Here is a 409-nt window from a genome sequence, read left to right on the forward strand (position 1 = left end):
GGGTATTACTCTTTGGGTGCTGGCGTCAGCGCGAGTAAAGTTATTGATCCAGTCGTGCTTTTCGGCTCTGTAGGGTACACCTACGCGTTTGACGCCACCGGGTTGAATCAGCTGCGAGGAAACCAGATTCTGCGCGAAGTGCAGCCGGGCGATAGCCTGAATTTCTCCATGGGCTTTGCGTATGCGCTTTCATATGAGGTGTCCCTGAGCGCGAGTTATCAGCAATCGTATAATTTCGATACCAATTTTATTTTCGAAAGTTATTCCGCTCAGTCAGAAGATTCCACATCCAGTGTCGTGAATACGTCACTGGGCTTGCGTACTTCCAGCAACCGCATTGTGAACTTGAGTTTTGGCTTTGGTTTAACCGAAGACTCCCCAGATGTGCTGCTTGGCATTTCTATGCCGA

General features: G+C 49.4%; 1 pseudogene. It reads left to right on the top strand.

The annotated features are described in order from the left end of the window. Nucleotides 1-409 (top strand): annotated as a pseudogene (locus tag A3754_RS27400) (transporter); the annotation flags it as partial.

This window comes from Alcanivorax sp. HI0083, assembly GCF_001635175.1.